Origin of the sequence: Achromobacter kerstersii, from assembly GCF_902859595.1 — a bacterium.
Lineage (GTDB): Bacteria > Pseudomonadota > Gammaproteobacteria > Burkholderiales > Burkholderiaceae_B > Achromobacter > Achromobacter kerstersii.
This window is the reverse complement of the sequence record NZ_CADIJQ010000001.1, coordinates 1,779,716-1,802,860: the sequence shown is the minus strand read 5'-3', so window position 1 is coordinate 1,802,860 and position 23,145 is coordinate 1,779,716. Positions and strand designations below refer to the sequence as shown.

The following is a 23,145-nucleotide window of genomic DNA, read 5'->3' as shown; positions in this document are numbered from 1 at the left end:
GCCCTTTCGGGCCACCTCCTTTACTTCAGTCCAAGATCCTTTTTGATCTTCTGCACCAGCCCCGTACCGATTTCTTTACTGCCGTGGTCTGGAAAGCTGGTTTGCAGATCGCCAAGGGTTGCTTTGAAGTGGCTGCTTCCTGACTTGTGGGGTTCTAACTTCACACCCTGTTTCAGCAGCCACCGCCTGAACTCGCTGTATTTCATTACCTCCCCTTCGTTGAATCGATAAGGAATTATACATCATAAATGATGCATAAAGCATCTGTTTTGATGTTTATTTATTTTGCGCGTGGCAGCGCACATCGGCCGCTTCGACCGCTCAGGTCACCGGCCACCGCCTGCGCTACCGCCCGGACAAGCCTGCGAGTGTCCGCAAGAAACCAGGCAGCGCACCACGAGCAACACGCCACTGCCTACGGGTGGCGAGCGTGCCAGGGGTGCGCATCATCGAATCAAGGTAAATCAGATGGCAAAGCTCAAGCTCTCAACCCTCAAGCCGCGTCTGTCTATGGTCGGCCCAAGGCTGGCCGTCGCGCCAACGCCCAGCGCCAAGCGCATGACGGGGCGGCGCTTGCAAGATCGTCGCTTGCGTATCTGGTCGGCTGATCCTCACTGCGCGCACTGCGGCAGGTTGACGATGTTCCCTGGCGGCTTCGAACTGGATCACAAGGTGGGCCTATTCGATGGCGGGGCGGACTCGGACGAGAACACGCAAGTGCTGTGCGTTTACCGCGCTGACGACGGACCAAAGACGGGATGCCATGACCTGAAAACGCGGGCGGATCTCGGCTACCGGAGCAAGGCATAGGCCACGAGGCCGCCAGAGGCCGCATATGCGTTCAAGCGCCGAGGCGAAGCGGCGGGTGCTGGCGTCGTGCTGATCGCCCCGTGGCGGGGCTGTGGACGGCTGTCGCGGCCCGTTGGGAGGGAGGGGGGGGTGAAAGTCTGAGCGGCCTCCGCATCGGAAACCACCTGTTCCCTCACGCACAGAAAATTTCCCCGTTTCGGAAAATTGTTAACCCACTTTTGTTAACCAAAACCTATGGCATTAACCGACAAAAAGCGCCGCTTCGTCGATGCGCTGCTGTCGGGTCTATCCGGTGCGAAAGCCGCTATCCATGCGGGTTACAGCGAAAACGGGGCGGCCCAAGCAGCCGCTCGATTGATGCGTGACAAGCATGTGCTGGCCGCTCTGGGGCGGACTGCCCAAGTTAACAAAAGAGTTAACAAAAATTCGGTTAACAAAAAGCCGGATTCTGCACCGCCGTCTGACGTTCCCAGTGACGAACCAAGCGCCGCCGACTCCGGCGAAAGCATGGGCCTAAAGGCGCTGGGCCTGACCTCAGACCCACGTGCCGTGCTTGTGGCGATCATGAACGACCTCGGCGAAGAACCAAAGCTGCGGATGGAGGCTGCGAAGGCTCTGATGCCGTTCACGCACGGAAAGATTGCTGAACAGGGCAAGAAGGGCGCCAAACAGGAGGCAGCGACCAAGGCGGCGGGCGGTCGGTTTGCGCCACCGCCGCCGCCTACGCATCTGCGCGTTGTCGGGAAAGGCTAGGTCATGACCTGGACAACCGCTTGCCCGGATTGGGCGGAACGTCTGCGCACGCGCAAGTCGATCATTCCGCCGCCCGTCTATCCCGACCAGGCCGAATATGCGCTGGGCATCTTCAAGCAGCTCAAGGTCGTTGATCTGGCCCAGGTCTATGACGAAGCCATTGGGACGTACCGACACCAGACCTTCGGGGAATGCTCCGAAGAATGGGTTTTTGACTTTGTGCGGGCGATCTTCGGCGGATATGACGTCGAAACCGGAAAGCAACGTATCCGGGAATATGGGCTGCTCATCAGCAAGAAGAACACGAAATCGACTATTGCCGCCGGCATCATGTTGACGGCGGTAATCATCTGCTGGCGCCAGGAAGAGGAACACTTGATCCTGGCCCCAACCAAGGAAGTCGCAGACAACAGCTTCAAGCCGGCGGCGGCAATGGTTCGGGCGGATGAGGAGCTGTCGGACATGTTCCACGTCCAGGACCACATCCGCACCATTACCCATCGCACGACTCGCAATAGCCTTAAGGTGGTAGCTGCCGACACTGACACGGTGTCGGGCAAGAAGTCCGGTCGCATCTTGGTGGACGAATTGTGGCTATTCGGCAAGCGTGCTAACGCTGTGGCGATGTTCCTTGAGGCGCTTGGCGGCCAAATATCGCGTGATGAAGGCTGGGTGATCTACCTGACCACTCAAAGCGATGACCCGCCCGCAGGCGTCTTTAAAGAGAAGCTGGCGTACTGGCGCGATGTCCGTGACGGGAAGGTGGTCGACCCGAAGACATTGGGCATTCTGTACGAGTTCCCGGAGGATATGTTGGAGGCAAAGGCCTATCTTGACCCGGCCAATTTCTACTTCACCAATCCCAATATCGGCCGCTCAGTCAGCGCCGAGTGGCTGGAGGATCAGCTCAAGCTGCTGCGCGCCAGGACGGACGGCGCGTTCCAGCAGTTCCTGGCAAAGCACCTCAACGTCGAAATCGGCCTGAATCTGCGGTCTGACCGTTGGGCTGGGGCGGACCACTGGCAAGCGCATGGCGACCCGAGTCTGCGCCACCTTGATGATTTCCTGCTTCGCGTGGAGGTCATAACAGGAGGTATCGACGGTGGCGGCCTAGACGACTTATTGGGGCTTGGATTGGTAGGCCGAGAGCCTGGGACGGGGCGCTGGTTGCATTGGGGGCGAGCTTGGGCGCATCCGTCCGTGTTGGAGCGCAGAAAGGAAATAGCGCCGCGTTTGCGGGACTTCGAGCAGGACAAAGACCTGGTCATCGTCAACCGGATTGGGGACGACGTGGCCGAGTTGGCCGAGATCGTCAAGAGGGTGTATGACGCCGGGCTATTCCCCGAAAAGGAAGGGGTCGGGGTTGACCCTAGTGGCATCACGTTTGCGGAAGCATTTGCAGATGCGGGCATCCCTGACAACGTTCTTGTCGGTGTTTCGCAAGGTTGGCGCCTTGGAGGCACCATCAAGACCGTGGAGCGCAAGCTCGCGGAGGGGGCCTTTTCTCACGGCGGACGGCCAATGATGGCGTGGGCCGTCAGCAATGCGCGCATCGAGCAGCGCGCGAATTCAATTCTCATCACGAAGCAGGCCAGCGGCACGGCAAAGATTGACCCGCTGATGGCGCTTTTCGATGCCGCGCAACTGATGGCGCTGAACCCATTGGCCGGCCCCAAGAAAATTCAACAAGGATTCGTGGTGATGTGATGGGACTACTTTCCAGATTCTTCGGCTCGGACGGCCAGGCAGTACAGCCAGACAGCCGACAAGAGCCAGCAATAGGCAATATCGCCGACGGCGAGACGGTCTCATCGTCCGACATCCGCATGTTTGAGATTTTTGGTGATCCTCGGACAGCGGCCGGCGCTGTGGTCAATGACCAGACCGCAATGCGGGTGTCGGCCGTGTATGCGTGTGTCTCGCTGATCGCCGGATCGATCGCCCAACTGCCGCTTCCCGTCTTTGAGCGCGTGGGCGGGGCACGTCAGCAAGTGGACCACGCGTATTGGTGGACGCTGAACGAGCAGTTTTGCCCCACCTGGGTGGCGTCTGCGGCGTGGGAATTCTTGGTGACGCAGATGCTGCTGCGGGGCGATGGTATTGCATACATCGTCCGCAATCGTGCCGGCACTATGACGAACCTTATTCCCTGGCCCCGCTCTCGTGTGGAGATCCGGGAGCAGGAGCGCGAAAGCCCGCGCGAGCTGCGGCGGTTGCAATACACCTTCTACGACGACAAGGGATTCTTCACGGTCGATCAGGATGACGTGATCCACATTCCCGGATTCGGATTCAACGGCATCAGTTCGATGTCCGTAATTCAGTGGGGCGCGCGCAACGGCATTGGCATCGCCATCCAGGGTGACGAGCATGCCGGGAAGTTCTTCAGCGAAGGGGGCAAGCCCGAAGTCGCCATCAAGGCGCCAGCAGCCATGTCTTTCGACATGCAGGAAGACTTCCGCGCCGCCTGGGTTGCCAAGTATGGAGGTATCCAGGGGAACCGCCGTATACCGCTGATTCTGACCGAAGGGTTGGACATCAAAGAATTGACTATGTCGGCGGTGGACCAGCAGCTGCTGGAGTCTCGGCAATGGCAGGTGATCGACATGGCGCGCGCCTTTGGTGTCCCGCCGCACATGATCGGTGAAATGACGAAGTCCAGCAGCTGGGGTAGCGGTATTGAGCAGATGGGTATCGGCTTTGTGAAATACACATTGGCCCCTCACTTGAAGCGGATCAAGGGCGAGTTGAACCGAAAGCTATTCCGCACCGCGCGGTATTTCACCGAGCACAACACAGATGGGCTCATGGCCGGCGATTCCAAGGCTCAGGCGGAGTACTTCGCTAAGGCACTGGGTGGGCCAGGTGCGCAGGGCTGGATGAGCGTAGATGAGGTCCGCCGCGTGAAGAACCTCCAGCCCTTGGGCGGCGAGTTTGACCGCCCGACGCGGGCGGGCGAGCAAGCGCAACCTGAACACGAGCACGACAACGATCAAGACAGGGAAACCCAGAATGAAAATTCCGAAACTGCTTCAGATGGCGCGTGACAACGCCTCTGGGTCGAAGCCGCTGCGCGCCGAGTCGAGCAACGGTGAGCATACGATCTACCTGCATGGGGTTATAGGCGGTTGGTGGGGCGATATCGACGCGACCGAATTTTCCAAGGCCCTTTCCAGCATCACGGCCGATACGATCCACTTGCGCATTAACTCGCCGGGGGGCGACGTGTTCGACGCCCGCGCGATGATGACCGCCATCCGCCAGCATTCGGCGAAGGTAGTTGCTCACGTGGACGGCTTGGCCGCTTCTGCGGCGACGGACGTTTGTATGGCATGCGATGAGGTAGAGATATCGCAGGGGGCGTTCTTCATGATCCACAACGCCTGGACCGTTGCCATCGGCAACAAGGCGGACATGCGCGAAACGGCCGATCTGCTTGAAAAGGTGGACGGCGCGATCACGGCTGACTACGTGGCCCGCTCCGGCCAGTCGGCGGATCAGGTCAAGACCTGGATGGACGCGGAGACCTGGTTCAGCGCCGACGAGGCGCTGGAGCATGGCTTTGTCGATCGCATTGTTGACGCCGCTGCAAAAAAGTCGACCACATCCAACGCATGGAATCTGGCGGCTTACCAGAATGCGCCCAAGGCGCTGACCGAGCCGAAATCTCCCGTTGTGGATGATGCCCAGGTCAAAGCCTTGCGAAATGATCTTGAGCGGCGGTTTTCGCTGATCGAGGCCACCCCTGCATAAGCGGCTCCCGCACGCAGGACAACCCACCGCCTTCGGGCGGTTTTTTTTCGACTGAAGGAACCTAAGTTATGGCTTTCAATCTTCAAGCCGAGCGGGAGCGCCGCAACGCGCTGGCCAAGGAAACCCGCGCCCTGCTGGACAACAACCCCGGCGCCAACTGGAACGCCGACCACCAGAAGAAGTACGACGACAACACGGCTGAAATCGACCGTATCGACGCCTCCATCGAGCGCCATCAGAAGATGATGGACCTGACGGCCGAAAGCGACCTGCATGGCGCTGGCGTGCGTGAACATGATGCCCGCCCCGGCGCCAAGGGCAATCGCGGCACCGACGTGGCACTGTTCGATAAGTGGTGCCGTGGTGGCGACAACGCACTCAGCGCCGAGGACTGGACGCATATCCGTGGCGCCATGAGCGGCAATCCGGCGGTCAACCCGGAGCAGGGTGGCTATACCGTGCCCACCACTGTGGCCAGTTCCATCCTGGATGCGCTGAAGGCGTTCGGCGGCATGCGCGCCGTGGCCAACGTCTTCACGACGGGGGGCGGCGAGCCCATGCAATATCCGACCAGCGACGGCACCAACGAAGAAGGCGAAATCGTTGCCGAGAACCAGTCGGCGACCGACCAGGACGTAAGCTTCGGCACGAAGGGCCTGCAGGTCTACAAGTTCAGCTCCAAGGTTGTGACCGTGCCCTGGGAACTGCTGCAAGACAGCTCGTCCGACATCGAAGGTTTTATCACGCAGCGCCTGAACACCCGCCTCGGTCGCGTCACCAACCGCCACTACACGATCGGAGCCGGCACGTCCGGCCCCATGGGCGTGGTTACAGCCGCCGGAGTCGGCAAGATCGGCGCCGTCTCGGCAATTCCGGTGATCACCTACGACGACCTGGTGGACATCGAGCACAGCGTGGACCCGGCGTACCGCCTGGGCGCGAAGTGGATGTTCCACGACGACATGCTGAAGATGATTCGCAAGATCAAGGATGATCAGGGGCGACCGATCTTCGTGCCGGGCTATGAGCAGGGGAACCCCGGCGGCGCGCCGGATCGCTTGCTGAATCGTGACATCCAAATCAACCAGCACATGCCGGTGCCGGCGGCCGCCGCCAAGTCCATCGCGTTCGGCGATTTCAGCCTGTACAAGATCCGCGACGTGATGGCGATCACGCTGTTCCGCTTCAACGACTCGGCCTACGTGAAGAAAGGCCAGGTTGGCTTCCTGGCGTGGATGCGCTCGGGCGGCAATCTGATCGACGTGGGTGGCGCAGTGAAGCTGTTCCAGCACGGCGCCGCCGCTTAAGCGGCCCCGGGTGATCGCAGGCCGGCGGGTGATCCCGCCGGCTTTCTCTTTCAAGGAAGAAACCATGGCACGAAAAACGACAGCCCAGGCCGCGCCGAGTGACGATCCGCCGGCCCCGTCCGCTCTGTCTGACCAAGTGGACGCAACGTCGCCCGCTGCCGCTTCGCCTGGGGTTGGTGAGGCCGGAGGCACCGAACCGGCGGCGACACTGCCGGGTCCGCCCGATGCGCCGGCTCCCGAGCCGGACACCCGGGAGCGGGTGAAAGCTCTGGTGTTGCACGACAGCATCTACGGCAAGTGCGGCGAAGTGCGCGAGTTTGACGCCGACCATGTTTCCGCGCTGAAAGGCGCTGGCTACATCGACCCCCACCCGAAAGCGGTTGAATCGGCAGGAGGCTGACCATGCTGCGCCTGATTACTGCCGCGTCGGTTGAACCCGTGAGCATGGCGCTGGTAAAGCGGCTTCTGCATATTGACCACGACGCACTGGACGAGGATATCCCCGGCGTCATTACCGCCGCGCGCGAACTGGTCGAACGCAGAACGGGCTTTGCATTGGCCGAGGCATCGTATGAATGGACGCCGGTCGGCGGCCGAGTGTCCCCGCTGCCTATCTGGCCCGGTGAAGCCACCAGCGAAGCCGGCGCTTTCCCGATTCTGTTCACGAGCAAGCCGGGGCCAGTGCCGGAGCCGTTAAAGCTCGCGATTGTCATGTTGGTGGGAGACATGCTTGAAAACCCCGAGGCTGCGGGCGAAAAGGTACTCCATGAGAACCCAGGATTCGCGCGCCTCGTCTTTCCCTACACGCGAGTATTGCCATGACGGCTCGAGAGCGGAATCGCCGAATTCTGGTGCAACGCCGCTCCGGCGCGACTGATGAAGCAGGCCAGCCCCTTGACGACTGGGAGGAAGCTGGCTCGCTTTGGGCTGGCATCGCGAACGAAAGCGGCCTCGGAGCTATTCGGTCAAGCCTGCAAGGCAATGTGTCGCCGTCAATCGCGCGTTACAGCTTTCTTGTGAGCTTCGACGCGGCCAAGGCAGTGGGTATTGATGAGGGAATGCGCGTCATTCACGATGGAGCCATTTTCGAGGTCATAGGCATCACACGCGACTTCCGAGACCGAAAGAAGGCGTTTGTTATCTGCGAGCAGGGCGGCAATGATGGCTAATGGCATACAGGCGAAGTTCGACACTTCAGGCTGGGCCGCTGGTCTCGACCGGCTGTTGGGGCCGGCGCGCGTCAGCCTGGCGCGCTCCATGGCTGTGGCTGGCGGCGAGGTGTTACGGGACGAAGCCAAGACGCGTGTGAACACGCATAACGGCGTACTGGCCGGTGCCATTTACCTTGCGTTCCGCGATAAGCACTCATCCGAGCGGGAGGTGCAGTACGCCGTCACCTGGAACAAGAGCAAAGCTCCCCACGGCCACCTCGTGGAGTTCGGACACTGGCAAATTTACGCGGTGGTGCGGAAGCCGGACGGGAGCTATGTCACGGATAAGCGCCGAAAGCTGGCGACGCCTAAGTGGGTGCCTGCATATCCGTTTTTGCGACCTGCGTATGAGGCTTCGGCACCTCGAGCGCGGGCGGCAATGATTCAGCGGGGGCGCGAACGGCTGCCGCAGTTGCTAGCCGGTCAAAAAGGGGGAAGCGATGAGCCTTGAAGCGAAGCTGAAGGCGCTTTTGGGGCCCTTGGTGGACGGGAGGGCATACGCGGACGTCACGCCGGACAAGCCTGCGTTTCCGCTGATCGTCTATCAAGGCGCTGGCGGGGCCGAACAGTGGTACGTCGAAGGAAAGCGCCGCGAAAAGCGCCACCAACGCGTCCAAGTTTACGTTTGGTCCACAAGTCGCATGGAGGCCAGCGCCATTGCGGACCAGATCGGCACGGCGCTTTGCGAAAGTGACTTTCCAGCAGTTGAGCCGTATGGCGCACCGACCAGCCTCTATGAAGAGGCAATCAAAAAGTACGGCACACGCCAGGACTTCGGTATCTGGTATCTCCCCTGACTTTTCCCCCTGTTTAAACACCAGACCCGGCGGCGCGCCGGGTTTTTCTTTTGAGGAAAGCTATGTCTTCCATCTTCATCAACGGCACCCGCTATTCCATCTCCACGGGGCTGGGTGCTGCGGTGGCCATCACCGCCATTTCCAATGCAAACCCCGGCGTAGCCAGCTCCGCTTCGCCTCCGGTCGACAAATCCGTGCTGGTTGTTAAGTCGGCCTGGACCAATTTGAATGAAACGGTTGCTCGTTCGGCCAACGCCGATGCGGACAGCTTCGAGCTTGAAGGCGTCGATACCACCAGTACCCTCCTGTACCCGGCGGGTGGTGGCGCGGGAAGTGTGCAAGCGGTCACAACGTGGGTGGACCTGGACCAAGTGCGCGATGTCGTGATGGCCGGCGGCGATCAGCAGTTCTTCAACTATCAGTACGTTGAAGACCCGACCAGCCGGCAGCGTCAGAAACCGACTTTCAAGAACGCCATGACCATGACGGTCTCGCTGGACTACGACCCGGCCAAGCCGTGGTACGCGGCCCTCATCGAGGCGGATCGCCTGCGCGAGCCGATTGTGGTGCGCGGCGTGCTGCCGAACGGCTCCACGATGTTCTATTACGCCTACCCGTCGTTCAACAAGGTGCCGGTGGGTCAAGTGAACGAGAACTTGCAGAACTCGGCAGTGTTTTCGCTCATCGCCGACCCCATCCGCTACGAGGCCGCGTAATGACGTTCATCATCAAAGCAGCGCCGACTATCGATGCGACTCTCACCATCGTCGGTCAGGGTCGTGAGCAGCAGCTGAACGTCACCTATCGCCACAAGACCAGCAAGGAATACGCGGCGCTGATGAAGCGCCTCGCGCAGGAAAAGATCACGGTTTCGGATCTGCTCCTGGAGCTGGTCGAAAAGTGGGACGCGGATCTGCCCGTCAGCAAGGCCGCGATTGACCTGTTGTGCGAGCACCAGCCCGGCGCGGACTTGGCTATCGCCAGCGCCTACAACGAAGCGCTCAAGGTCGAACGAAAAAAAGCCTGATGCGGGCGGTGGCGGCCTTCCTGTGGGAGCCGCCGCCGGCCGCCACGCTTGCAATGGCCGGTCTGAAGGTGAGCGACTTTCCCCGGCCGAGCGCGGAGCTTTGGCACGAACACGTAACGGCGTTTGACCTATTCGTCCGCAATTACACGCAGTGGCGTGTAGGAGCTGGTGGGCCGGTTGGGCTTGATTACGCCGTTCTTTACCTGGACATGGACCGTTCAGGAGTGCCGAAGAAACAGCAGCGCGAAATCATGGACGTTCTTCGGATCATCGAACGGGCGGCCCTGGAAATACTTCACAAGAGCTGAACATGGCACAGGAAAGCATTGGCACTGCGCGGCTCGACGTCGTTGTCGATACCTCGCAATTCGATAGCGCCATCGCCGCAGCCAAGCGCGGCACCAGCGATATGTCGCAGGCGGCGCAGGCGGATTACGGGAAGCTCGCCGCCGTGGAGCGGCGCCGCGTTGATGCCCTGGTGAACCAGGCCAACACAATCGGGATGACCCGAAAGGAGCAGATCCTTTACAACGCCGCCTTGCGGGGTGTGCCGACTTCGATCCTTGACGAACTCAAGGCCAAGCTGACCGCAACAGGTGCGGCGGCTGCGGTCGCGGGCAAGCAGCTGAACCAGTACGGGATGACTGCGGCGCAGCAGGCGGCAGCGTTGCGTGGCGTGCCAGCACAGATGACCGACATCATCGTGTCCATCCAGGGCGGCCAGCAGCCGTTAACGGTGCTGTTGCAGCAGGGCGGCCAGCTGAAGGATATGTTTGGCGGCGTGGTGCCGGCGGCGCGTGCGCTTGGTGGCGCGCTCATCGGTCTCATCAACCCGTACACACTGGCGGCCGCCGGTGTTGCTGCGCTGGCTGTAGCGTACATAAAGGGTTCGTCGGAAGCTCAGAACTTCCGCGACGCGCTAATTCTCACTGGCAATGCTGCTGGGGTGACCGCCGACAACCTGGTTGGCCTGGCGCACGGGCTGGGCGAAATCACGGGCAGCCACTCGCGAGCGGTACAGGCTTTGAACGCGGTAGCGGCTTCGGGAAAGCTGTCAGGCACCGCGCTGCGTGACGTGGCGCTCATTGCTGCCGAATGGCAGCGCGCGACAGGCACGGAGATCGAAAAGACTGTGGAAGCCTTTTCCAAACTTGGGAAAGACCCAGTCACTGCCGTCGTTGAACTGAATGAGCGCTATGGGATTCTGACCGGCGCAATCTACGCACAAGTCAAAGCGCTGACGGACCAAGGCCGCGCGCAAGAGGCGGTTGAACTCGTCGCTCGTCAGGCAGCAACGGAGCTCACAGGGCGCACGACTGCGCAGAAGGCCAATCTCGGGACGCTTGAGTCAGCGTGGAACAAGTTGGGGGCAGCTGCTGCCTCGGCATGGGACAAGATGCTCGACATCGGCCGAGAAAATACGGTCGAGGAAACCATACGGGGGCTGGAGCGCGAGGTTCGTCAGCGCGCGGAGAACATCCGCATCGCTGCCGAGGCTGGCGCCACGATCAGCGAAAAGGAACGGCAAGGCCTTAAGAACGCTGAGGGGCGTCGTGACGCCGCAATCGCGGAAAAGAAGGAAGCCGAGGACGCGGCCAAAGCTGCGGCAGAGCTGGTCAGGATCAATCGGGAGGCAATTCAGTCCCGCCAGGAAATCTCTAAGCTCATCGATGAGGGCGCGTCCAAAGCAGAAAAGCGCCTGAAGGACTTGAAGGACTTAGACGACCGTATTGCCAAGGCGCAGAAGGATGGAACAACGCTTGATGCGTCGGTCATCAAGTCGGCGCGCGCCGCCATCGAGCGCCGGTACGAGGACAAGAGTTCCAAGAAATCTTATACGGACGACAGTGCGACGCGCCTGCTGGCGGAATATGCACAGGCCGAAGCCGCTCTGCGGGGTCAGCTGGTTACGCAGGAAAAGCTGGGCGCTTGGGAAAAGCGCCGCCTGGAGTTCGAACAGCAAATCTCCGACCTCAAGACCAAAAAGACCCTCACGGCAGACCAGAAGAGCCTGCTTGCTCAAGAAAGCCAGTTGCGCGTGGCGTTGGAAAAGAACGTCGCGGCCGAAAAGTCGGTGCGCCTCGCGCAAGAGGCGGCGCGCGTGGAGGTCATGCGCGCCAGCCTGAGTTCGTCCCGTGAGGTCGAGCAGCGCCAGTACGACGACCAGCTGGCCGGCATGGGAATGGGCGACCGCGCGCAGGAAGAATTGCGCGCCCGCCAATCCATCGTGCGGGACTACCAGCGGCAGCTGGACCAGGCCACCCGTGATAACACGGTGGGCAAGACGTCGGACGACACGTACAAGGCCGAAACGGCGTTGCTTAGCGAGCATCTACGCCAGCGGATGGAGATGCAGCAAGCGTACTTCGACAACGTGCGCAAGGCACAAGGGGACTGGAAGAACGGCGCGAAATCCGCGCTGGACAACTACCTAGACTCGGCCGCGAACGTGGCGGATCAGACCAAAGGCATGTTCTCCAACGCCTTCCAGGGCATGGAAGATGCCATCGTCAAGTTCGCAACAACTGGCAAGCTCTCGTTCACTGACTTTGCCACCTCGGTCCTGGCGGATTTGGCTCGCATTGCCGCGCGCCAGGCCATCGTGGGCCTGGTGGGCAGCATCGTCGGGGCTGCCGCTGGAGGGATTACAGCGGGGGCGAGCTATCAAGGAATGGGCGGCTCGGCTGTTGGCAGCGTCGATGGAATGGCCGGAGTTCCGTCGTCGTGGGGATCGGTAGCTGGCGCGCGCGCTTCAGGTGGGCCCACAGCAGCGAATTCACTCTATCGAGTGCGCGAGCTTGGCCCCGAGCTGTACTCCGAAGGCGGGGAGACTTATCTCATGTCTGGCAGCGGCGGCGGGTTTGTCACACCTTTGACGAAATCCGCTGCGCCTACTCCCTCTCAGCAGGCCCCTCGGGTGGTCATCAATAACAACGGAACACCGCAGGACTACGAGGTCGAGCGGTTAACTCGTGATGAAGTGGTGTTGATTGCACGTGATCAAGTTTATGCGCAAGGGCCGCAAATGATGGCGTCCCAACTAGGCAGAGCGAATTCCCGTGCATCCAGCGCTTTGACGAAGAACTTTAAGACTGAGCGAAAGCGATGACCTATCCAGTTTTGCCATTCCTACCGATTCAGTCCGGCTATGGTGTCAAGCCTGGAGACGGCACCCAGCGCATTGCATTAGATGGGGGCAGCGGCCGCTATCGCGCCGGCTTGCGCGGCACTCCCCACATGATTACGGCTACATACGCACTGTTCGGTGAAGAGTACGACGCTTTCATGGGCTTTTTACGCAACATCGAGCGCGCCGGGGGCGAACCTTTCCAGGCCGATCTAGTGATTGACGGAACCCGAAAGCGCCGCTATGTCGCTCACTTAATACCTGGCAGTGCTAGCGCGTCGATATCCGGAAACGTTTTCACAGTATCGGTCACTTTGGAGGTTGACCGTCTGCCTGACTACGACGACGCGACCCTGGATTATTGGGGGTCGCTCGTCATGATGCTGGCCATCTACGGCAGCATCCCGGCGGCGAAGGAAATACTAGATCTGCTTGCCAAGCTGGCAAACGAGGACTTGCCTCATGCTTGACGACATCGACTCGCAATACATTGACTTCTATTTCGGTGCACCCCAGAGCATGGCCGAGCTGGAGACGGTGGAAATCTCCCAACCGAGTTTTTCACAAGTTTGGCGAATTCAGTCGCATTACCGCGAGGGCTTCTGGGCGCGCCTGGAGTCGGGTGAGTTGGTTTTCTGGCAGTACGTGCCCATGCAGCTGCGGCCGCTGGGCGACCGGGGAAATCTGGATTTTGGGATCTCGGTGACCCTGGGCGATCTGGGCGAGATCCTGCCCGATGAGATCAATCGCGCCAGGCAGGCCGGCACGCTGCGCACCATCCCGCCGACCGTCAGGTACAGGGCCTATCGATCGGATGACCTGGAGTCACCCATGGTCGGCCCAATCACACTTCAGGCGTGGAAGATCACCAGGAACCGCGACGGCGCGCAATTTGACAGCACGGCGCCGCAAGCGAACGCCACGAAAACCGGCATGCTGTATCGCACCGACCTCTTTCCTATGCTGTTGGGGTACCTGTGAGCATCGACTTTTTGCTGGGCAGGGTCTATGACCGGAAGACCAACAACTGCCTGCACTTCGCCGCCGACGCTTGGGAACATTTGACGGGTGACCGGCGGCTGCACCAGGTCAAGGAAGAAGATTTTGCAGCCGGGCGGTTGTCGACGTTGTTCCGTGGCATGCGCAAGCTGTCAGGCCCTTCTATGTTTCCCTCCATCGCCCTGATGGAAACGCTTCACGGCGACGCCCATATCGCCGTGTGCGTGCGTGGGCGGTTGCTTCACATCAATGAATCGGGCGCTTCGTTCTTCCCGGTTGAGGCGCAGACGGCGCTGTATCGCAACATGAGGTTCTACGCATGACGACAGTTCACCTGTACCGGGCACCTGACGGCAAGCGCGAGACGTATCGGGTGGCGGACCTGCATGCCTTCCTGAAGGCGGAGCTGGGGCCGCGCCTCCCGGCGGGCTGCCGCATCACTGACATGGCTACGGGGCGTTCCGTGCGGCCCGAGAAGCCTGCTGATATCGCCGATCTGCGCGCACTGCCTGGCCCGTTCGTTGTGGAAGCGTATCCGCTAGGGCCGCAGTTCCTGCCCGCGCTCGCCGTCGCGCTGGTGACGACTGCTGCGTCCATGATCTTGACGTCCATCCTGGCGCAAGATCCACCGAACCAGACAGCACGGAACGTACAGAAGGAATCGCCAAACAATGGCCTTTCTGAGCGCACCAACCGGGTGCGCGTCAATGGCCGGGTGCCTGACATTTATGGACAGGTCCGATCAACCCCGGACTTGCTCGCACAGCCCTACCTGGTGTTTGAGAACCATGTGGAAAAGGAAGTCTCGTTTATGTGCGTCGGGCGCGGTGCCCACGAGGTGTACGACGTGCGCGACGACACCACGTTGATCGCCGAAATCCCTGGGTCTTCGGTGGAGGTCTACGCGCCGTTCACGTCGCCGAATAGCGGCCATGCTCCGCAGCTCCGGATCGGGAACGCGATCAATTTGCCGGTAACAACGGCGAAGCGCGCCAACAGCGTCAACGGCCAGTCCCTACAGCCGCAGGACTATGGCAGCGTAATCCGACGCGGCATGGTGTTCAGGTCTCCGAACGAGATCGTGTCGCAGGACGCGGATTTAGACTTTTCTGAGCTGTTTATCCCAGGTGACGTGATAGCGGTGCAGAACGCCGCGCAGACTCAGGGCACGTTCTCATATTCTCCGCCCGATGGCGCAACCTTTCGTACAGATGGCAGCCTGCGCCCGGCCTGGGGCGAAGTGGTGTTTGAAGGTGATCATTCCGCCGAATGGTCTGTCGGTCAAGTTGTCACCCTTTCCAACGGCGCTGTCCAATGGACCGATTCGACCGGGGGCGGGAGCGACTTCCCGTACACCGCCTACAGCAATGTGACGGGCGTCTATGGGGTTCTTTCGGTGAGCTTCGGCCTGAGTGGGACCACAATCCGCCTAGATGTGTCGCAAAACTACGCCGCCTGGGCAGCATTCCGCGCCGCGCCCACCGAGGTCACCGGCTCGCCGACGGTCACACGCCCCTCAGACATCGTGCAGTTCGATTTGTCGGGCCAGTACACAGTAACCACCGTCACCAGTTCATTGCTTACCCTGAACAACCCCGCCGGCACGAATCCCGCCTGGACTGTGATGCAAACCGAATATGGAGGCCAGTCCACTGTGCTGAATCCGACCATCACGACGACAGGAGAGCGCTGGGTGGGCTGGTTCATTGTGGAGAGCGTGCGACCCATTACCCGCATCATCTCCAACGTGATCGCGCTGAATGGCCTGTACAAGGACAACGGGCGCCAGCAGTACCGCCTTGACGTAACTTATCGCATAGAAGCCCAGCGCGTGGATGCTGCTGGCACGCCCTACGGGGATGTGCTGGCATTCGATAGGACCATTCTGGGGTCCGCAGTAACGCGCTCGGTGCGGGCAGATTCGGTGGATGCCCAGCTCACGGGTGCGGCCAGCGCGCGCTGGCGATTCAGGGCCCGACGACTGACGAATTCGGATACCGACTTTGAGGGGTCGGTGGTCGATGAAATCAAGTGGCGCGACTTGTATGCCTGCTCGTCGGTAGATCAGCCGCACTTTGGCGACGTCTCTACCGTTCAGGCCGTGACGCTGGCCACGGACGGCGCGCTGGCCGTCAAGGAACGCAAGCTGAATCTGCTGGTGACCCGCAAGCTGCCACAGCGGATTTCTGGCTCGACGTTCACGACCGAGCTGTATCCGACCACCAATGTGGCCGACATCATTGCGGCGGTCTGCCTCGACCCGCTCATCGGGAATCGGCCGCCGGCCGAGGTGGACTTCGACAACATCTACGATACGGCGCAAGAAATCCGCGTTTACTTCGGCGTCGATGTGGCGCGTTTCGACTACACCATCGACAGTGACAACCTCAGTTTTGAGGAGACGCTTTCGATGATTGCGGAGGCGGTGTATTGCCGGGCCTATCGTCGCGGCAGCGTCATCCGGCTGTTCTTCGAGCGAGCCACGGAAGACTCGTCCATTTTGTTCAACCACCGCAACAAGCTGCCAGGGTCGGAACAGCGCACCGAAGGAAGCGACGACGAGTACGACGGCGTCGAGTTTCAATGGATCGACCCGGCCAACGATGCGCCGGTGACGATCTACCTGCCGGCGGACAGGTCCGCCGTGAATCCGCTGCGCGTGGAGTCGGTGGGCGTGCGGATGCAAGCGCAAGCCACCATTCATGCATACCGGCGCTGGAACAAGATCCGCTTTCACGATGAATCCACGGAGTTCGATGGGTTGCCGGAGGCGAACCTGCTGCGCGTCAGCGAGCGGATTCTTTGCGCTGACAACACGCTGGCGCGGAGCCAGGACGGCGACATCGTGGAAGTCGATGATGAAAACGGGCGCTTGGTGACCTTGTCCCAGCCGTTCGAATGGGGCGTCGGCCCTTACGTGGTCTTCCTGCAGAACAGCGACGGCTTGGTCGAAAGCATGGGCGTAAGCCCGGGTGGTGCCGCACGGCTGGCGCTGCTGGAGCGCGATCCGCGCACACCGGTTATTTGTCGCGGCGATGGCTACAACGCTACCGGCTACATCATCACCGAGGCCAGCGAAACGCGGGCCGCCAAGCCTTTCATATTGACCGAGAAGGATGCGCCCAATGACGACGGGACCATCCCGCTGAAGGCGATCAACTACGACGCCAGGTACTACCAGAACGATCTGGATTTTCACGCTTAGATTTCACCAAACCCTTTGAGCCCCGCCAAGTGCGGGGCTTTTTCATTGTGAGCGCCAAATGGCTGGATACCTTAGCAGGCTAGATTTGCTCAACGGCAGCACGGACGCTGGAACGCTGGCGGAGTTCGCCAATGGCGTCGCCGGTGTGCCGAACGTCAACCGTGCGGGAAACGATGTCAGCAATCTTGCAAGCATTCGTGCGGCAGCCTTGGAGGCCGCCTCGCAAGCCGCGAACCTGAAAACGTACATCACTCGTGCGGCTATGGTTGCGGATACTGCGCAGCCGGTGCCGACCACGGGGCGCGTCACGAACGATCCGACAGCTTCCAACAATGGGGACTGGGTTTGGAACGGAGCGGCGTGGGTATGGTCGGCGATTCAACCCGCCAGCGTCGCGACGGTTAACGATCTGGTGGCCCGTGCGAACTCGGCGGGCATTCAGCCCTGGTACCGAACCGATGCAACAACTATTGGCCTTTCCGCCTCTGCCGGCTACACACGGACAGTTGTCGATGGTGTGATGCGCTTCACGCCCAATGGAATCACCGCGACGATCGGGTATTTCCAACGGTCGTTCACGGCCCCGCAGCGTTTTTCGCCTGTAACGCAGACTCGTGTCGCGTATCGCATGCGGCATTTTTCAGGCAATGCGTCGAATCGGCTGTATGCACTGCAACTGGTCGACACTAACGGTGTCTCTTACGTTTACCCTTCAGCGACCATGGACGGGCCGAATACGCCAATTCTTGATGGATGGGTAACCTACATCATTGATATCTCCCGCAAGCCTGACGGCAGCGCTTGGGGTGCCGAGGTGATCGCGACGGCATATGTCGCCCTGTACGTGGCAACCAATCCGGCTGTGCTCGATGTGGAATGGTTTGCTGTTGGCAACACCATGGCAGATTTCCCCACTAATGCTGAGCTTGAGCGCGAGCGCGCGACACTCGCGCGCGGAATCTCCCTGGGCGATGCCTATCAAATGTCCAGTCTGGCGCTGGAAGTGCTTGGGTCAAACCCGTCATTCTGGGCCGGTTTGAGCGGCTTTTCGCGTATGGCAGATGGTCAGTTCACACGCTTTACGCCACTGGGGGTGAGTTCCGCTTTAGGCTATACGTCGCGGACGCTGACGACGCCCATCAATCCGACCGTCAACACGCGCCTTCGGTACAAGATCAAGGCGGAAGGGGGCGCAGATGCGCGCGGGTACATTGTGTTCCTCCAGGACAGCACTGGAGCAGGCTGGTATTACACATCTAACGAGGGGATGGGTCTTCAGGATTCGAGCGAAAAGGCGGTGGTGTATGACGTAGACATTTCGCGGCGTCCTGACGGGACGGCTTGGCCTGTAGGCGTCACCATTACGCAGATCTGGCTTTCATTGTCGGCAGGAAATGGGGCGACGTCATGGCTGCTGCAATGGCTCGTTGTTGGCGTTCCTACGGGGATTTCTGCCGCGAGCATGCCCGTTGACAATCTCAAGGCCCGAGTTGCTGCGCTCGAAGCCAAGGCACCCGCAAGCGGCTCGATGTTGCGAGACCTGCTTACGGCGATGTGGAATCCCCTGCACAGCCCTGAGATCCTGTTGATCGGTGATTCGATCACAGTGGGTGTTGGAGCTTCTGGCCCGGAAAAGTCCTGGGCAGGATTGTTTCATCGGTGGCTGGGTGAGAGCTTCGTCGACGGGCCGGTCGTGCAGAGTGGCACTGATTTCACTTATTCGGAAACGGCAATGGCAGTGCCTTCGAACCCGTTCAGCCTGAACGAGGACATCGGCTTCCTAATCGAGTTGAACGGCTCTTTTTCTGTTCCGGCGCCCACCTACAACGCATCGGCCTTCGCATACTCGAACTTCTGGGAGTTGTCGCCCGCCGGCGGGGCGGGCAAGAACAAGGGCGAAATGCGCTTCACGATGACCGGGGATAACTTGACGCTGCGGTACTGCGCGATTGATGCGGCTGACCCGACGGGGTCTATCGTAGAGCTGTGGGGCAATGGCTCCAAGTTGGGCGAGCTCGATTTCTATGGCCCCGAAGCTTGGGGGAAGCTCGCGTCGTTCTCGTTCGCATTCGGGCGGTATGACATACGCCTAGTGCCAAAATCCGCTTCGAATGTGTTCCGGCTTGAAGCCATCCACCATGCTCGCCGTGTGAAGGTCATGAATATGGCCGTAAGCGGATCGAGTACCGGTTCTTGGTTGCCCGGCAGTGCCAACTACACGGCGGCACTTGCAAAGCGGTCGGAGTTTGCGTTCGTGCAGCTCGGGACCAACGACCGCAACAATCCCGGCGCGCAGTTTGTCACCTACTTTTTCGCGACGCGGATTGCGATGGCATTGCGTGACGCGGGCAAGAAAACCTGCTTGATGGTTTCGAACGCCGTAAGCAATGCCGAGGATGCCCGTTTGTTGTTCACGCAGCGCAAGGTGGCCTGGGCGATTCGTCAGGTGGCCGAAGACATGGCACTCGATTTCATTGACAACTACCAAGCGACTGTGCCGGCGAAGCTGTACGGGGAAACCTGGGCGCCTGATGGTCTACACCCGAACAACGACGGCCATCTGTTGATGTTCGAGAGCGTCAGGGAACGCATCGTCCGCTCTGTTTGACGTGAGTTCGTTTAACCAATGCCCGCTTATGCGGGCTTTTTTTCGTCCAAACGGGAGGCAATCATGCGCACCGTCTACAGGAGCAGTGCAACTATGGAACCAGGTACTACGGGGCTGGGAGGCCTCGCCGCCTTGAAGGTCGCGGCCGCGTATGGCGTGCCGGCGGCGGTTGCGGCCATGCTTGGCCTGCTCATCATGCCGCCGCGATCAGCGCGGGAATTCACGGTCCGAACCATTTCGACTGTGGCGTGTTCATTCATGTTCGGCCCGGCTCTGGCTGGCGCAGTCATTGCGTGGAAGCCCGGATTGATGGAAGCGATGACGTGGCTTGCCCATCACGGGGCCGGTAGCGATGACGCTCTACTGGCGAAGTTCTATGTGCTGGGACCGAGCATGTTGCTGGCGGGGCTTCCTGCGTGGTGGGTATTGGGGGCGTACATGCGATGGATGGCAAGCATGCGCCAGAAGGGGCTGCTTGAGTGGCTGGCCGAGGTCCGCGCGAAGATCTTGGGCGTGCGGCCTGGTGGGGAGGGGTGATTGTGGATCTGAAGACGGTTATCGATACCGCGATCGCGCCTGCGCTTGGGCTGCTGCCGGCAAACCGCGACACCCCCGAGGCGCGCGTGTTGCTGCTGGCCATTGGGCTGCAAGAAAGTCGCTTTCTTCATCGCCGGCAGATCAAAGGGCCGGCCGTGGGATTCTGGCAATTCGAACGTGGGGGCGGGGTGCTTGGCGTGTTGTCGCATCCGTCGAGCTGGGCGGATGCCCGTTCAGTCTGCGCCGCTCGGGATGTCGAGCCGACCACGACGGACGTGTACAACTCGCTGGAGCACGATGACATCCTGGCGGCAGCTTTCGCGCGCCTCCTGTTGTGGACCGACCCCCAGCGTCTGCCTTCGCTCGGTGACGCGGACGGCGCGTGGGCGCTTTATCTGCGGACCTGGCGCCCGGGGAAGCCGCATCCGGAGACGTGGCCGGCGCTGTACGCCCAGGCTCTCGCGGCAGTAGGGGGTGGCAATGTCCGCATGGCTTGAGCGGTTTAAAGGCGTCCTGCTGCTGATCGGCTTCGCGGCTGCGGCATTGGTCAGCGTGTTCTATCGGGGGCGCGCTACGGGGCGGCAGGCGGAGCGCCAAGAAAGATCCGACCAAATCAACGAACAGTGGGCCAAGGCCCGTCAGGAGGTGCGCAATGTGGAGCTGGAAACGGCGCAAATGGACGATGGCGCTATTGCTGATGAGCTTAAGCGTGACTGGGTGCGTGGCACCGGCAAGAGTGGGCGTTGAGTATTGCGAGCATGCCCGTCCGATCTATTTCCACGACGCGGGGCAAGTTGACGAAACACCAACATCGGTTCGCCGGCAGATCCGTGAGGTCAATGCAGTCTGGCGGAGTCTTTGCACTATCTAGCAATGCATCTAGCGGCGGAGGGGCTACCGCGATGCGGTATCGCCTACTCTGGCGGCCATCAGACGAAGCAGGGAGGCAGTTTCATCGTACAGATCCTCCGCACCTCGCATCTCGGCCTCCTCTGCCCGGCGGGCAAGTTTCTCTTGCAGGCGCTTGCGGCCGGCGTCGTCAAATAGTTCACCAACTGCGCAGGCCAGAAAAGAAATCGCCAACCTTTGCGCGGCGACCTTTGTTGCAATCCCTGATGACGCTTCATTATTTTCGTTATACGACACGCGGAACTCCCCGGCGGATTACTGAATGAAGGCCCATGTTACCAAAATTCTTCTGGATGAAGCCCAGCACGTGACGACGAAATCGGCGGGATGCTAGGAGCGTCGGCTATAGAGCGCCGTTGATGCCCGAGGCTACTGGCGTCCACTATTGAACTCGCACGCCCGGCCACATCTCGAACGCTGTTGTTCTGACCAATAACATGGTATTGAGACGACTTGAGATCGATTTCTCGGTTCCATGTTGCGCTAACCACTCGTTCGTCGCTTGTATGAACTCTTGGCAGAAACGACGTACGTCAAGCTGTAGGACGTTATTTACGCGTATTCGGTGTGAGCCAGTGACACTGAAGACGAAGCGTGCAAGGTCCCTTCGGGCCCTCTCCCCAGAGACATCATCTTGCCCTGAGTGCAAGAACGAGCAACGAAGCGCCCAGCAATCACTGCTGTTAAGGAACACGGGACCGGATTCTGATGCGTAATACCGAGCTATGTTGTCGTCAAACCAGCGCCTGTATCTAGCTCCGGTGCCGAGATCAGGATAATGGGCCCAACCTGCCATATCTGGGAGCGTGAGGGTGGTTGATAAAGCTGCCAGCCAGTTCTGGGTATCCAAGCTGGATTGAATCGAAGTGAGGAACTGGCGCAAAGGTCGTCTCCAGCGAGAGATTAAGCACTGAGGGATTCAACGCTATTTGTGGCTGCTCATAAATCTACAGCAGCCAGCGCTTCCGATAGTAGCGCTGGCGAACATAGGCAGCCCGTCCGCTTTCCAAGAACAAGCCCTTAGACCCTCTCAGCGCGCTGGGCAAGCCAAAACCAATGGCTGTGCTTGGCGCGCTTGGCCTTGTGCTTTCGGAAGGTGATGCGCACGGTGCCCAGGTGGCGGGCCTCAATCACCACGTCGTAATCGCGGTCATCGGCGGTGGCCGCTGGCGGAAGCGTCTGGGATGCCTGGGCGGTGAATTGGCCGGGGACTTGGGCTAGAATTCCGTTGCTTTCCATGGTGAGAAAGTGCTGTGTGAATAAACAGTATATTCCAGCGGCATCGAGGTCACTTCATCGGTGTGGCGACGAGCTTGTCGGAGGGGAAGGGGACCAGGAAGTCCCGGGTCGCCTCGGTCGGCGCGGTCAGCCAGTCGCCGTAGGCGCCTTCCGGCAGGATGACGACCATGCGCTTTTCCTTGCCGGCCTGGTGGTAATGCCGAAAGAGCGGGTCATCGTCCGCGTTGATGGTCAGCATGGTGTAGCTCTCTTGCCATTGGCCGGCCGCATCTCGCCACCGGTCCCATAGGCCCGCGATGCCCAGCGGTGCGCCATCAGCGCGGGTAAACCGCGTGGGCACGGCAGAGCCGGATCGCCAGTCGGGTTCGAAGATAGCATCCGCCGGGATGATGCAGTGTTGAGCGCGACGCCACGCGTTGCCGAAGGTGAAGGACTTGGGGGCGGTCTCGCTGCGAGCGTTGAAGGTGGACAGCTTGCCGGCTTTGTCCAGCCCTTCGGGCTTGGTCATTGCGCTGATGAGACCCCAGCGGCCGGCCACGGCTTCGCGCTCCGGCACCGCCTCGTCGCCCGCGTCATGCTCCACGGGCCGGCGCACGAATACCCCCTGATACCTGGGCCACATGTCGTACTTGCCTACGGCGGGCGGCTTCTCGCGCACTCCAAATTTCTTGAGCAGCAATTCGGCGTCTTTCAGCGTCTGATAGTGGCTGCACATAGAACCCTCGCTATTGAACGCCCAGTATATGAGGTTGCCCCATGCCGCTAAAATGGATGGCCACGCTATGGCGTCATTGGCGAGCGATGCTGACCGACTGGGGGAACGCTTGGGGACTGGGGATTGTCCCCGACGAAGTTTGATCGAG

The 23,145-nt window shown here is 60.5% G+C and carries 27 protein-coding genes; 23 read left to right on the top strand and 4 right to left on the bottom strand.

The features are described from left to right. Positions 1-20: 20 nt before the first annotated feature. Positions 21-206 carry a type II toxin-antitoxin system HicA family toxin gene (locus tag HV765_RS07915; RefSeq protein ID WP_175169315.1) on the bottom strand — a complete coding sequence of 62 codons (186 nt, stop codon included), beginning with the start codon at positions 204-206 and terminating at the stop codon, positions 21-23. 262 nt (positions 207-468) lie between these two features. Between HV765_RS07915 and HV765_RS07910 the strand changes: the two genes are divergently transcribed. From HV765_RS07910 to HV765_RS07800, 23 genes are all read left to right on the top strand, one after another. Then, positions 469-810, top strand: a complete 342-nt coding sequence (locus tag HV765_RS07910; RefSeq protein WP_217483344.1) for an HNH endonuclease — start codon at positions 469-471, stop codon at positions 808-810. 234 nt (positions 811-1,044) lie between these two features. Then, the gene (locus HV765_RS07905; RefSeq protein ID WP_175169314.1) at positions 1,045-1,563 is read left to right on the top strand and encodes a terminase small subunit; all 519 of its coding nucleotides are present in this window, start codon (positions 1,045-1,047) and stop codon (positions 1,561-1,563) included. Positions 1,564-1,566: 3 nt separating this feature from the next. Continuing rightward, the gene (locus HV765_RS07900) at positions 1,567-3,270 is read left to right on the top strand and encodes a terminase large subunit (RefSeq protein ID WP_175169313.1); all 1,704 of its coding nucleotides are present in this window, start codon (positions 1,567-1,569) and stop codon (positions 3,268-3,270) included. Further along, entirely contained in the window at positions 3,270-4,610 is a 1,341-nt protein-coding gene (locus HV765_RS07895; protein ID WP_175169312.1) for a phage portal protein, read from the top strand. Before HV765_RS07900 ends, HV765_RS07895 begins: the two co-directional genes overlap by 1 nt. After that, positions 4,576-5,316: a head maturation protease, ClpP-related gene (locus HV765_RS07890; protein ID WP_175169311.1), complete on the top strand. Its 741-nt coding sequence runs from the start codon at positions 4,576-4,578 to the stop codon at positions 5,314-5,316. Before HV765_RS07895 ends, HV765_RS07890 begins: the two co-directional genes overlap by 35 nt. A gap of 68 nt (positions 5,317-5,384) precedes the next feature. Then, positions 5,385-6,623: a phage major capsid protein gene (locus HV765_RS07885; protein WP_175169310.1), complete on the top strand. Its 1,239-nt coding sequence runs from the start codon at positions 5,385-5,387 to the stop codon at positions 6,621-6,623. Positions 6,624-6,687: 64 nt separating this feature from the next. Then, positions 6,688-7,023 (top strand): hypothetical protein, encoded by a 336-nt coding sequence (locus HV765_RS07880; RefSeq protein WP_175169309.1) that lies wholly within the window; start codon positions 6,688-6,690, stop codon positions 7,021-7,023. Between the two features lie 2 nt (positions 7,024-7,025). Then, positions 7,026-7,445, top strand: coding sequence for a head-tail connector protein (locus tag HV765_RS07875; RefSeq protein ID WP_175169308.1), 420 nt, complete (start codon positions 7,026-7,028; stop codon positions 7,443-7,445). After that, positions 7,442-7,792 carry a phage head closure protein gene (locus tag HV765_RS07870; RefSeq protein ID WP_217483343.1) on the top strand — a complete coding sequence of 117 codons (351 nt, stop codon included), beginning with the start codon at positions 7,442-7,444 and terminating at the stop codon, positions 7,790-7,792. The genes HV765_RS07875 and HV765_RS07870 overlap by 4 nt, the downstream gene beginning before the upstream one ends. After that, positions 7,782-8,285 (top strand): HK97 gp10 family phage protein, encoded by a 504-nt coding sequence (locus tag HV765_RS07865; RefSeq protein ID WP_254600492.1) that lies wholly within the window; start codon positions 7,782-7,784, stop codon positions 8,283-8,285. The genes HV765_RS07870 and HV765_RS07865 overlap by 11 nt, the downstream gene beginning before the upstream one ends. Next, positions 8,275-8,631 carry a DUF3168 domain-containing protein gene (locus tag HV765_RS07860; protein WP_175169307.1) on the top strand — a complete coding sequence of 119 codons (357 nt, stop codon included), beginning with the start codon at positions 8,275-8,277 and terminating at the stop codon, positions 8,629-8,631. Before HV765_RS07865 ends, HV765_RS07860 begins: the two co-directional genes overlap by 11 nt. A gap of 62 nt (positions 8,632-8,693) precedes the next feature. Beyond that, positions 8,694-9,347, top strand: coding sequence for a phage tail protein (locus tag HV765_RS07855; RefSeq protein ID WP_175169306.1), 654 nt, complete (start codon positions 8,694-8,696; stop codon positions 9,345-9,347). After that, positions 9,347-9,658: a phage tail assembly chaperone gene (locus tag HV765_RS07850; RefSeq protein ID WP_175169305.1), complete on the top strand. Its 312-nt coding sequence runs from the start codon at positions 9,347-9,349 to the stop codon at positions 9,656-9,658. The genes HV765_RS07855 and HV765_RS07850 overlap by 1 nt, the downstream gene beginning before the upstream one ends. After that, positions 9,658-9,966, top strand: coding sequence for a DUF1799 domain-containing protein (locus HV765_RS07845; protein WP_254600491.1), 309 nt, complete (start codon positions 9,658-9,660; stop codon positions 9,964-9,966). Before HV765_RS07850 ends, HV765_RS07845 begins: the two co-directional genes overlap by 1 nt. A gap of 2 nt (positions 9,967-9,968) precedes the next feature. Then, entirely contained in the window at positions 9,969-12,767 is a 2,799-nt protein-coding gene (locus tag HV765_RS07840; protein WP_175169304.1) for a phage tail tape measure protein, read from the top strand. Further along, positions 12,764-13,255 carry a hypothetical protein gene (locus tag HV765_RS07835; protein WP_175169303.1) on the top strand — a complete coding sequence of 164 codons (492 nt, stop codon included), beginning with the start codon at positions 12,764-12,766 and terminating at the stop codon, positions 13,253-13,255. Before HV765_RS07840 ends, HV765_RS07835 begins: the two co-directional genes overlap by 4 nt. Continuing rightward, positions 13,248-13,766, top strand: a complete 519-nt coding sequence (locus HV765_RS07830) for a DUF1833 family protein (protein WP_175169302.1) — start codon at positions 13,248-13,250, stop codon at positions 13,764-13,766. The genes HV765_RS07835 and HV765_RS07830 overlap by 8 nt, the downstream gene beginning before the upstream one ends. After that, complete coding sequence (locus HV765_RS07825) at positions 13,763-14,107, top strand: hypothetical protein (protein ID WP_175169301.1); 345 nt, start codon at positions 13,763-13,765, stop codon at positions 14,105-14,107. The genes HV765_RS07830 and HV765_RS07825 overlap by 4 nt, the downstream gene beginning before the upstream one ends. Continuing rightward, on the top strand, positions 14,104-16,989 hold the full coding sequence (locus HV765_RS07820; RefSeq protein WP_175169300.1) for a host specificity factor TipJ family phage tail protein: 2,886 nt from the start codon (positions 14,104-14,106) through the stop codon (positions 16,987-16,989). Before HV765_RS07825 ends, HV765_RS07820 begins: the two co-directional genes overlap by 4 nt. 85 nt (positions 16,990-17,074) lie before the next feature. Then, on the top strand, positions 17,075-19,597 hold the full coding sequence (locus HV765_RS07815) for an SGNH/GDSL hydrolase family protein (protein WP_175169299.1): 2,523 nt from the start codon (positions 17,075-17,077) through the stop codon (positions 19,595-19,597). Between the two features lie 93 nt (positions 19,598-19,690). Then, positions 19,691-20,134, top strand: coding sequence for a hypothetical protein (locus tag HV765_RS07810; RefSeq protein ID WP_175169551.1), 444 nt, complete (start codon positions 19,691-19,693; stop codon positions 20,132-20,134). Positions 20,135-20,136: 2 nt separating this feature from the next. Beyond that, positions 20,137-20,631 carry a hypothetical protein gene (locus HV765_RS07805; protein ID WP_175169298.1) on the top strand — a complete coding sequence of 165 codons (495 nt, stop codon included), beginning with the start codon at positions 20,137-20,139 and terminating at the stop codon, positions 20,629-20,631. Beyond that, positions 20,615-20,881 carry a hypothetical protein gene (locus tag HV765_RS07800; protein WP_175169297.1) on the top strand — a complete coding sequence of 89 codons (267 nt, stop codon included), beginning with the start codon at positions 20,615-20,617 and terminating at the stop codon, positions 20,879-20,881. The genes HV765_RS07805 and HV765_RS07800 overlap by 17 nt, the downstream gene beginning before the upstream one ends. Positions 20,882-21,028: 147 nt before the next feature. Here the strand turns inward: HV765_RS07800 and HV765_RS07795 are convergent, their stop codons facing one another. From HV765_RS07795 to HV765_RS07785, 3 genes are all read right to left on the bottom strand, one after another. Beyond that, positions 21,029-21,280, bottom strand: a complete 252-nt coding sequence (locus HV765_RS07795) for a hypothetical protein (RefSeq protein ID WP_175169296.1) — start codon at positions 21,278-21,280, stop codon at positions 21,029-21,031. Between the two features lie 783 nt (positions 21,281-22,063). Then, a complete protein-coding gene (locus tag HV765_RS07790) occupies positions 22,064-22,282 on the bottom strand; it encodes a hypothetical protein (RefSeq protein WP_175169295.1) in 219 nt (72 codons plus the stop codon). A gap of 49 nt (positions 22,283-22,331) precedes the next feature. Further along, complete coding sequence (locus HV765_RS07785) at positions 22,332-22,997, bottom strand: SOS response-associated peptidase (RefSeq protein WP_175169294.1); 666 nt, start codon at positions 22,995-22,997, stop codon at positions 22,332-22,334. Positions 22,998-23,145 lie beyond the last annotated feature (148 nt).